The organism is Planktotalea sp. (genome assembly GCF_039984035.1).
Lineage (GTDB): Bacteria > Pseudomonadota > Alphaproteobacteria > Rhodobacterales > Rhodobacteraceae > Planktotalea.
On record NZ_JBDWVM010000008.1, the window covers coordinates 1 to 8,995 of the forward strand.

Annotated in this window: 10 protein-coding genes; 3 read left to right on the forward strand and 7 right to left on the reverse strand. The window is 51.5% G+C overall.

Annotated elements, in window-relative coordinates:
• Positions 1 to 173: 173 nt before the first annotated feature.
• Positions 174 to 944, reverse strand: coding sequence for a glycosyltransferase family 2 protein (locus tag ABJQ89_RS00265; protein ID WP_348494277.1), 771 nt, complete (start codon positions 942 to 944; stop codon positions 174 to 176).
• Between the two features lie 221 nt (positions 945 to 1,165).
• Here ABJQ89_RS00265 and ABJQ89_RS00270 point away from each other — a divergent pair, with 221 nt between their 5' ends.
• From ABJQ89_RS00270 to ABJQ89_RS00280, 3 genes are all read left to right on the forward strand, one after another.
• Positions 1,166 to 1,990: a sulfotransferase gene (locus tag ABJQ89_RS00270; RefSeq protein ID WP_348494278.1), complete on the forward strand. Its 825-nt coding sequence runs from the start codon at positions 1,166 to 1,168 to the stop codon at positions 1,988 to 1,990.
• A 151-nt stretch (positions 1,991 to 2,141) separates the two neighbouring features.
• Complete coding sequence (locus ABJQ89_RS00275) at positions 2,142 to 2,981, forward strand: GH25 family lysozyme (RefSeq protein ID WP_348494279.1); 840 nt, start codon at positions 2,142 to 2,144, stop codon at positions 2,979 to 2,981.
• A complete protein-coding gene (locus ABJQ89_RS00280) occupies positions 2,978 to 3,877 on the forward strand; it encodes a hypothetical protein (RefSeq protein ID WP_348494280.1) in 900 nt (299 codons plus the stop codon). The genes ABJQ89_RS00275 and ABJQ89_RS00280 overlap by 4 nt, the downstream gene beginning before the upstream one ends.
• A gap of 25 nt (positions 3,878 to 3,902) precedes the next feature.
• Here the strand turns inward: ABJQ89_RS00280 and ABJQ89_RS00285 are convergent, their stop codons facing one another.
• The 6 genes from ABJQ89_RS00285 to ABJQ89_RS00310 form a co-directional block, all read right to left on the reverse strand.
• Positions 3,903 to 4,802, reverse strand: coding sequence for a glycosyltransferase family 2 protein (locus ABJQ89_RS00285; RefSeq protein WP_348494281.1), 900 nt, complete (start codon positions 4,800 to 4,802; stop codon positions 3,903 to 3,905).
• Between the two features lie 68 nt (positions 4,803 to 4,870).
• On the reverse strand, positions 4,871 to 5,440 hold the full coding sequence (locus tag ABJQ89_RS00290; RefSeq protein WP_348494282.1) for an acetyltransferase: 570 nt from the start codon (positions 5,438 to 5,440) through the stop codon (positions 4,871 to 4,873).
• Positions 5,437 to 6,603 carry a glycosyltransferase gene (locus tag ABJQ89_RS00295; RefSeq protein WP_348494283.1) on the reverse strand — a complete coding sequence of 389 codons (1,167 nt, stop codon included), beginning with the start codon at positions 6,601 to 6,603 and terminating at the stop codon, positions 5,437 to 5,439. The genes ABJQ89_RS00290 and ABJQ89_RS00295 overlap by 4 nt, the downstream gene beginning before the upstream one ends.
• The gene (locus tag ABJQ89_RS00300) at positions 6,603 to 7,466 is read right to left on the reverse strand and encodes a sulfotransferase domain-containing protein (protein ID WP_348494284.1); all 864 of its coding nucleotides are present in this window, start codon (positions 7,464 to 7,466) and stop codon (positions 6,603 to 6,605) included. The genes ABJQ89_RS00295 and ABJQ89_RS00300 overlap by 1 nt, the downstream gene beginning before the upstream one ends.
• Positions 7,463 to 8,689 carry a glycosyltransferase gene (locus ABJQ89_RS00305; RefSeq protein ID WP_348494285.1) on the reverse strand — a complete coding sequence of 409 codons (1,227 nt, stop codon included), beginning with the start codon at positions 8,687 to 8,689 and terminating at the stop codon, positions 7,463 to 7,465. Before ABJQ89_RS00305 ends, ABJQ89_RS00300 begins: the two co-directional genes overlap by 4 nt.
• Positions 8,682 to 8,995: acyltransferase (locus tag ABJQ89_RS00310; protein ID WP_348494286.1), on the reverse strand; the 314-nt coding region annotated here is incomplete at its 5' end. The genes ABJQ89_RS00305 and ABJQ89_RS00310, both read right to left, overlap by 8 nt.

Consider the following 8,995-nt stretch of genomic DNA (forward strand, 5'->3'; position numbering starts at 1 on the left):
CTACTGGTGGTTCTTGTGACCCGTTTTCGATCTGTTGATCACTATTCATTACGACCCCATGCGCGCATTTAGCTTTGCCCCGACGATGTCAGAGATATCGGTTAGTTTCAAGGTTTTGACACGAAACAGCGTGCAGTAACACGCTCATATTCTCGTTATGCATGTGTTTTGTTTTAGAACCTGAATTGGCCAACTTTCCTCAGGTTTTTACAAAGCAGTGTACCGAAGCCGCCAAGATTATTCGCCTTGATCGCTCGGTAGTCTTCGCGGCTTTTTTGCAAAATTCGCCCAAGCGATCGATTACTCTCTCCGCCCACACGCATTTTGACCATCACTTGCGGGAGATAAGCCGTCTTGATTTGCCCAGTCCAAAGCCAACGCATCATCGCATCATAGTCAGCTGCAATTTGGAACGAAGTGTCATAATTGCCCAACCGCTCCAGAATGGACCTGCGCAGATAGAACGTCGGATGAGGCGGCATCCAACCGCGGCGCAGTTTGGCGCGCTCAAATGGGCCCGCTTTCCAATGGCGGATCACGCGCGAAGTATCGTCGGCGGCGACATATTGCAGATCACCATAAACACAATCGATGCTGGGATCTTCAAAGGCCTGCGCGACGCCTTCGATAATTGAGTCTTGCGCAAAAATATCATCGGAATGCATCAAACCCACCACATCCCCGGTCGCACGCTGCATTCCTAAATTGATAGCGTCGTAAATACCTTCGTCTCGCTCGCTCACAAGAGACGTACGACTGTTTGAGAGCTGCTCAATAACACCCAACGTTCCATCCGTTGAACCACCGTCCTGAATAACATGTTCAATATTGGAATAGCTTTGATCTTGCACAGATTGAATCGCTTCTCCAATCGTTGCTTCGCGATTATATACGGCAGTGACGATTGAAATCTTGAAGGGATTTCGTTTTTGTGCGGCTTGCATGCGCGGCTCTATACCTATTTGGATCAAAGTTCGCTGACACCTGTTATGACAAAATCAACGGCACAGTTTTTCAGGCTTGATTACAACTTGGTTAAAATTTGTTTTGCTTATAATGCCTTATTTAAAGGTAAACACCCTAAAGCGCCCAATATTGCCTTGGTAGTACATTTGATCGACACTTTTCCGGCATAGAAATCAAAACGTGGCCTACAAAACCTGACATGACACAAAATGAAGCAGATCCATGCCTACACTTCGGCGCCCAAACAGACTTAAACACCTGTGTGACACGACATCTTTTTCTTCTGTGCCCTAACAACAGCGGATCGACCTTTCTGTCCAAGGCGCTTGGAACCTCCCCAGACGTTTGGCACCTTCCCCGTGAGGGCCAGCATGCGCTTGGGTTTTCTGGACCAATCACTCAACATGAAAATGGGTTGATTTGGGCTTCAACCCAGACATCATTGGATCAGATCAGCAATCCGAAGGCGTTTAATTGGCATCAAAACAAGAAGGCTTGGTATTTTCAGGCGCGGGCACATTCAACTGACGCCAAAGTATTCTTCACCAAAGCGCCTCCTTTCCTCGCTTATGCCGACTTGCTGAAGCAACACTTCTCTTCAACTCGCTTCCTGATCATGGTCCGCAATCCTTACGCGATGATCGAAGCAATTCTTCGCAGGCGCGGCCAGTTCATTAAAGATCTTGACGTGCTTTTACCTATCGCTGTTCGTCATACGATTGCATGCCTTGAGATGCAGCGCGCCAATCAAAGCAAGTTTACGGGGATAAGCACATTTTTCACCTATGAGGAGATGTGTCGCACGCCCGATTTGGTTGAGCAAAAGATCAAAAAACTCGTTCCTGAGATCAAAACCTTGCAGTTGAACCAGCGCCTAAGCGTCAAACAACAATACAACGAACGGCTGCGAGACATGAACGCGCAGCAAATTGATCGCTTAGCGCCACAACAAATCTCACATATTTCTCAAATGCTTGAACCTCATACCTCGCTGCTTTCACACTTTGGGTATGAGCTTCTTTAGCTCACTTTCGTCGGCAACGAATAATCCTTCGCAACGCAGAATTCGAGTTCCTCAAACGACGTCCTTGGAAATGAACGCATTTCATCTTAAGGTTGATTAACTTTTTGGAAATTCATGCCTTCGTGGATTTCAATGCAAGGAATTTTCTTGGATGTCGCTCACATCATTCTTGGCAAAGTTGAAGCCACGCACAACGCAAAAATTTTCGGTTTCCGAAACCGCGCTTTTGTCGGTTATCTCAATCGCGCTGAGTGTTTTCATTGTCGTGCGTCCACCATTGGTCCCTTCTCCAAATCATGTCGCAGCACCTACCGTCAAAAAGCATGCGTCATCCAATGATGAAAAGGCCAAAGCACCGCCAGCGACAACAGACCTAGCCAAACAACCAAAGGGCGTTGATCTGTCCCACTACCAGTCCAAGGTGAATTGGAAGGAAACAAAAGCGAGCGGTATCGCCTTCGCTTATTCCAAAGCGACCGAGGGCAATACCTACGTTGACAAGAGCTTTGCCGCCCATCGTGCTGGCGCCGCAAAAGAGGGTATTCTGTTCGGCGCGTATCATTTCTATCGCCCGAATGATGATCCTGTCACTCAAGCCAATCATTTCCTTGAAGTCGCCATGCCATCCAAGGGGGACCTGCCCCCGGCGCTCGACCTCGAGATTGCACCGAATGAGAGCCAAAGCGCTGACTACAAGGCGAACGTATTGCTCTGGTTGAAGGTGGTTGCGGCAAAAACGGGGTGTGCTCCAATTGTATATGCCAGCCCTTCGTTCTGGCGCACACATCTTGGGAAGGACTTAAATGCCTATGGTTTTTGGTTGGCCGAATACAGCGCGAAACCAAATCCGCCAAAAACCGCGCCGCCTTGGCTCTTTTGGCAGAACAGCCAAAAGGGGCATGTCGCGGGTATTGTTGGCATGGTCGACGTAGATACAGCATCGTCATCGCAAGCTTTGATCGACTCGCTGTGTGAAGGGACGAAATCATGACGGACCAGAATTCTAGCTCTCAAGAAAACCATATCGAGCGCGATTTGAAAGGTCTCCTTCGCTGGGCTTTTGGGCTCGCATTCATCTTTTTGGGGTGTCTTTGGTTCTCGGGTGCACTAAACTCGCTCGCCCCTTTTTTAGGCGGGCAAGAGCTCAACGATAGCAATGTAGCCTATATCGATACGGTCCAAACGCAAGCCGTCAAAGAGCTTACAACACTGGGCGCGATATTGGCTGTCGTGGATGTCGTTGCCAGCGTCGAGGTAGGCTTTAACTTTGTCGCATCAGCCGAAATAGGGATCGGTCACGCAATACAATCCTTTGCGCTTTTACTTCGCCAAGCCATGGATGCACTGGTTCTCTCCACTGCAGCCTTCGAGGTTCTGACGCTTCTCCTCGCAATCTCAAATGCGGTTAGCGGCCCTATCTTTGCGATATCTCTCATCTGTTTTGGAGCTTTATGCGTCGTCCGAAATTTCGCGGCCCTACCGCGACTGCACACACTGGTTGAAGGCGTGACATTTACCGCAATTTCACTCTTTTTACTGACCTATATCATTGTACCCTACAGCATTCAGATATCCGCATGGTGCTCTATGGAAATCACCCATGCGCTGCACGCTGCAACGCGCGATGGTCTTTCAGCGCTGGATGCAGACATCGTTGAGCGCGCAACGAATACCTCAACGCCACAAGATTGGACGAAAAGAGGCACAGCCATCGCCGCCTATGAACATCTCTCAAACGATTTACCGCAAAAGGTAAAATCAGCGGCTTGGTTGATTTGGGCGTTTTGGGCGCGGGTGCTTATCCATGCTGTGGCGATCCCAATTCTTGTCGCTTTTGTCCTACGTCAGATTTTCCACCATGTTTTGAAAACAGCGCTGCTGAAATAAGAGCGACCAGCCAAAGCAGAAACAACTAGGAAACGTCGATTTGAAGGACATCACGGATTGCCGTGACGACGTCTGCGTTATTCTTTTTCATGTACTTTTTGGTTTCATAAAGTTTGGTATCAACGAGATAGCGATACCAAAACCCTTGCAGCACATGAAACGCAGTTCCCTCTTTGCCATCAAGAAACCCAAGCCTCAGCACATATCGATAGATGAAGTAGACAAACGCTCTGAAACCGCCAGGCAAACGCGCGTAGATATGTTCCTTGAGCCAACGTTTCACACCCGTTTGTTGTCCGCCTTTTAAACGAGCAACAGTTTCATGGGGCATAAAACCATATTCCAGATTGAGCAGATCAACGACTTCGCGGTTCGCATAATCATTGTGTTTTGCAATCCACCATGTGAGCTGGTTCTGGTTGTCATCAATGATCTCGCCTGCGAAATTCGCCGTCTCCCCAAGCACCTGAATATGCTCATCCATCCAACGGTTTTCACAGCGCCCTTTCGTATGGCGAAACAGGCGCAACACGCGGATTGGGAACACGCCACCCCAGCGAATAGGGCGACCCAAAAATGTCATGCGCCGCGATACATAAATACCCTCAACCTGTTTGGGCTGTTTCGCTAGATCCTGTTTAATTTGCTGCGCAAGTTCAGGCGTTACGAATTCGTCCGCATCCAAACGCAGCACCCAATCGGTCCCAGCGGGCAGTTGATCAAGCGCCCAGTTGAACTGCGTTGCATAGTTGACCCAAGGGTTTTCAAGAACTTCCGCCCCAGCGCGTTTCGCGAGCGAAATCGTTTGATCACTCGATCCGCTATCAATCACCACACAGCAATCTGCAATCTCTTCGACCGATGCAATCGCACGTTCGATATGGCGTTCTTCATTTTTGGTGAGGATCACAACGCAAAGAGTCATTAGAAGTCTTCTTTCACGCGATCGGCCTGAACTTAATGTATCGATAGTGCCTTAGAGCAGACAAATGCTTATCCATGCGTCTTATTCCCTATTTGACGCGCAGGGTTACCCGCCATTATCGCCCTACCCTCAACAGTCTTGGAGATGACCGCGCGCGCGCCCACAATCGCGTGGGATCCGATTTCGACATCAGGCCCAATAAATGCATCAGCGCATATCCACGCATCATCCCCAATATTGATCGGTGGCTTAAGTAGGGTCATGGCAGGATCACGCCAGTCATGAGTTCCCGCGCAAAGATGCGCCCCTTGCGAAACCGTCACGCGCTCCCCAATCGTGATTGGTCCAAGCGCATAAACGATGACCCGATCCCCCAGAGCTGAAGCGTCACCGACCTCAAGGTTCCAAGGGATGGTGATCCGAACTGTCGAAAAGACATGCACCTCACGGCCAATGCGCGCGCCAAACATACGCAAAAGCGTGCGGCGCCATGCCCAAAATGGACGCGGACTTAATCGAAATAAGGGATAGACAAGCGCCCAAGCGACACGGCCTACTTGCTCACGCCTCGTCCATTTTTGGCTCGCGCGGTTTTGCGCGACCCAATCGGTATCTGGTAAGGGGCCTGTTGAAGTCATGTCAAAACCGTTTCCGGGCGCATATCTGTTTCCCCCAACAACCAAGCGTATACCGCATCAAGCTGCAAGCCGACACTGTCCCAAGTGAAGCGTGCTTCGACCAATCTTCGCCCTGCCTCGCCAATATCGTTGAGATCGTCGCGTTCTAAGTTCAGCTCAAACGCGGTCGCGATTTCATGGGGCTGAGTGCCCGTATCTATTGCCGCGCCCGCAGCAAATCCTTCGGGTAGATTGCATTCCTTGCTCATGAAGACGGGAAGCTTGTTTGCCCATGCCTCTAAAACCGCCATGGGCAATCCTTCTGATCGCGACGCCAGGACAAAGGCGCTGGCCTGCGCGAGCAGCGCATTCTTTTCCGCCCCGTAAACCGCGCCAAGAAACCGAACCTCTTTTTCTAAGCTGAGTTCAGCCACCCGTTTCTCGAGTGCTTGTTGATGACCCCCATCATCCCAACCTGCGATCACCAACCGCCATTTTTTACTTATCTCTGGGCGTTGAACCAACAAAGTGGACCAAGCCTCTAGCGTTTCAGCGAGGCCCTTTTTCGGGTGCAGGCGCCCCAGAAAAAGCAAAACTTTGCGACCGTCATCAGGCAAAGGGCTGATCGCAATCTTAGGCGTCGGTAAATCAACACCGTTTGGGACGACGGCGATGGGTTGCATAAGGCCCAGCGCCCGCATCGCCTGAGCCTCTGATCGATTGAGAGCGTGCAAACAATCCGCCGCCTGCAGTGTTGCCCGTTCAAACAGAGCCATCGCAGTGCGTTTTTTCCATTTGGCATTTTCCAACGCCCAAGGATCAAGCATGCCATGGGGCGATAGAACAAACCTGCCTTTGCTACGCGCGCGCCACGTTCGGGACTGAATAGAGACCGCAGGAATCCAAAGACCGTGCGTATGGAGAACCTGTGCAGTGTTGTTTTCTAGAGTTTTTACGAGCGAATTGGAAAAGAGGGTTTTGAATATCCCATCCGCAGGTACGTCGTGGACCGTGATGTCTTGAGATCCCGCGGCTCTCTCGCCATCAGTCGCTGCGAAATTTACCACATCCACGTCGCGATCCGCCCGTCGCAGCGCCAGTGCCTGACCTGCAATTGCTTCATAAACGCCGCCTGACCGAGTCGAGAAATCCGTGGTCAACATGCTGACTTTCCCTTTACTCATCAGCCACTCCTCTCCGTCTTTGCCTTGGCTGGGTCAAGGCTATATCCATAGTGGCCAAGCTCTTCATTCAAGCGCGTTTGTAATTCGTCGATATCCGCAGGTGTCAGAGCATCGCGCCAGTCAATGGCTGGAAATCTGCTTCGATCTGCGATGATTGCTGTACTTTGCGGCGATACTGACAGAAGCCGGTTCAACCGCGCGTTACGCAGCGTTGTAACTTTAGGTGGCAACAAAGGTTTGCGACGCCTACCCGCATCGTCCAAGGACGTGCTGAGCGTTTCGAGCGTTTGTTCCGTTTGATGGACCACGTCTTCATAGCGCAAAACAGTGACGTCTTCGCGTGTTGCCCATCCTGACACATGCGATTGCCACCACCCCAAGCGATCCACACTTTTGTCCCAATGCGGGCTATGCAGAAAACGCATGAGGTCCATCTCAACAACGCTCGCATCTATGGCGCTCAAGAACTGGTGATAGGAAACCATGACGTCCATCGGGTGGCGCACCACATAGATCACCTTTGCCGCCTGACCGAGCGAGCGCCAATGCCCTTGTGGCGGTGTGCATTCATCTTGCGCCCACCCGCTTTGAAAATCAGCTGTGAAATGAGTCTTAAGCAGTGCGCGTTTTGGACGGTTTACGATGCGCTTTGCCGTCTGTTCATCAAAGCGACGCTGCTCCGCGCCTAGGCGCTCCAAGTTTAGATAAAGATGATCCAAGGGCAGTCCGAAACAACGCCAATTGCGCGTGCTGGGAAACTGGCGCCGAATAAGGTCCATCACCACATGCGTTCCCGAACGCGGGTGCGACGCGACCAAAACCGGCTTAAGCGCCCCTTGCCGAGTGATTGGCGTCTCGGTCATGCAACCACCTCAACAACCATCCGGCTCATGATCGCGATAAGCGCGCGATCTAAAACAGACAGGGACTTGCCCGATGTTTTTGCCATAGCCGCTGTTTCGGCAAGCCCGGATGCGAAGCGATCCGGCCCCCAATCCGCGACAATGCTCTGACTCGCTTGCCCCATTTGTCTCCGCTCTTCTTTGCTCAGGGTCATCATGCTCTTCAGAGATTTTGCAATGTCATCCATGTCATGTGCGGACACTAGCCACCCATTCAGAGAGGGCTTCACCAGCTCCGGCGCAGCTCCGCACTCTTTAGAGACCAACAACGGCAACCCACTTGCTGCCGCCTCGCTGACGACTAAACCCCATTGCTCACTCGTTGGGATATGAACGAAACCAGAGGACAACGCATAGAGTGCTGGCAGGTCTTTATAAGCGAACAAACCAGGCAGGTGGACTTTTCCAGAGTTGACGTTTTTCGCCAAGAGTTCCAGCTCAGCGCGCTCTGTCCCATCCCCTGCGATCAAGAGATCAGGGGGATTGTTGATCCCATCGCAGGCATGTTCATAAGCCTTAATAAGGGTCTTGAGGTTCTTTTTCTTTATGAAGCGCGACGAAGCCAGAATGTAAGAGGTCGGCAGGCCCAAATTCGCGCGCGCAGCAAGGGCCGCCGCCTCGGAAGCAAATTCAAAGTCCTGAAAATGAGCGTTATCCACAACATCATAGCCGAGCCGAATTGCCCCCTCAGGTAAGCCAAGCGCCATCAAATAACCTTTGTGGCTTTCACCCGCCGCAAGGCCGGCATCACAGGCACAGACTACACGTCCCTTGATCCAGTCGCGTACCGCATTACGAGGGGCATCCTCGGCGCGGCTATCAGACATCACAATGACGCCTTTCCCGCGTCGACGCGCCCAGCGCAAAGCGACGTAACTTTCTGGCGAGGCCCAACCGCTGATTGCCACCACATCAGGTGTAATAGTTTCGAGCGTTTTCTCAATCTTGGCAGCCAAACTGCGTTGTTTCACAGCCGCGCAGTAGTCTTGAAGTGTCTCGTACATTCGATGCACCCGATATCCATCTGGCAATGTCTTGGCGAGCACCTGAGAAAACTTGCCCTCATTCGCAACGGAGATCACATCTAACCGCTGCAATACCTGCGCAGAGGCGACAAAGCGCGGATGGTGATAATGGGTAATCTGGCGCGTTAGCAAAGCCACTTTCAGTGCCGTATCACCCATCGGTTTTGGCCTCGGTTTTATCGCTAAGGGATTTACGCACTTTAGCGGGAGCTCCAGCGATCAAGACCCCATCAGGAAACTCGCCATGAACAACGCTGTTCGCCGCGACGATGCAGTCTTTTCCGATCCGCGTGCCCGGCCCGATGAACACGCCGCGTCCGATCCAAGTGTTCGCGCCTATCATGACAGGTGCCACCTCAAACCCCTGATCGCGCACTCCCTTGCCGATAGTATGAATATGCTGTTGATCACGGATTGAGACCTGTTCACCAATCGCGACACGATCCCCGATTTTGATAGATTTGC

Bases quoted from the DNA above. Each gene is read 5' to 3' on its own strand.
- ABJQ89_RS00265 (WP_348494277.1), bottom strand. From the start codon at position 944: ATGCAAGCCGCACAAAAACGAAATCCCTTCAAGATTTCAATCGTCACT.
- ABJQ89_RS00270 (WP_348494278.1), top strand. From the start codon at position 1,166: ATGACACAAAATGAAGCAGATCCATGCCTACACTTCGGCGCCCAAACA.
- ABJQ89_RS00295 (WP_348494283.1), bottom strand. From the start codon at position 6,603: ATGAGTAAAGGGAAAGTCAGCATGTTGACCACGGATTTCTCGACTCGG.
- ABJQ89_RS00275 (WP_348494279.1), top strand. From the start codon at position 2,142: ATGTCGCTCACATCATTCTTGGCAAAGTTGAAGCCACGCACAACGCAA.
- ABJQ89_RS00290 (WP_348494282.1), bottom strand. From the start codon at position 5,440: ATGACTTCAACAGGCCCCTTACCAGATACCGATTGGGTCGCGCAAAAC.
- ABJQ89_RS00300 (WP_348494284.1), bottom strand. From the start codon at position 7,466: ATGACCGAGACGCCAATCACTCGGCAAGGGGCGCTTAAGCCGGTTTTG.
- ABJQ89_RS00305 (WP_348494285.1), bottom strand. From the start codon at position 8,689: ATGGGTGATACGGCACTGAAAGTGGCTTTGCTAACGCGCCAGATTACC.
- ABJQ89_RS00285 (WP_348494281.1), bottom strand. From the start codon at position 4,802: ATGACTCTTTGCGTTGTGATCCTCACCAAAAATGAAGAACGCCATATC.
- ABJQ89_RS00280 (WP_348494280.1), top strand. From the start codon at position 2,978: ATGACGGACCAGAATTCTAGCTCTCAAGAAAACCATATCGAGCGCGAT.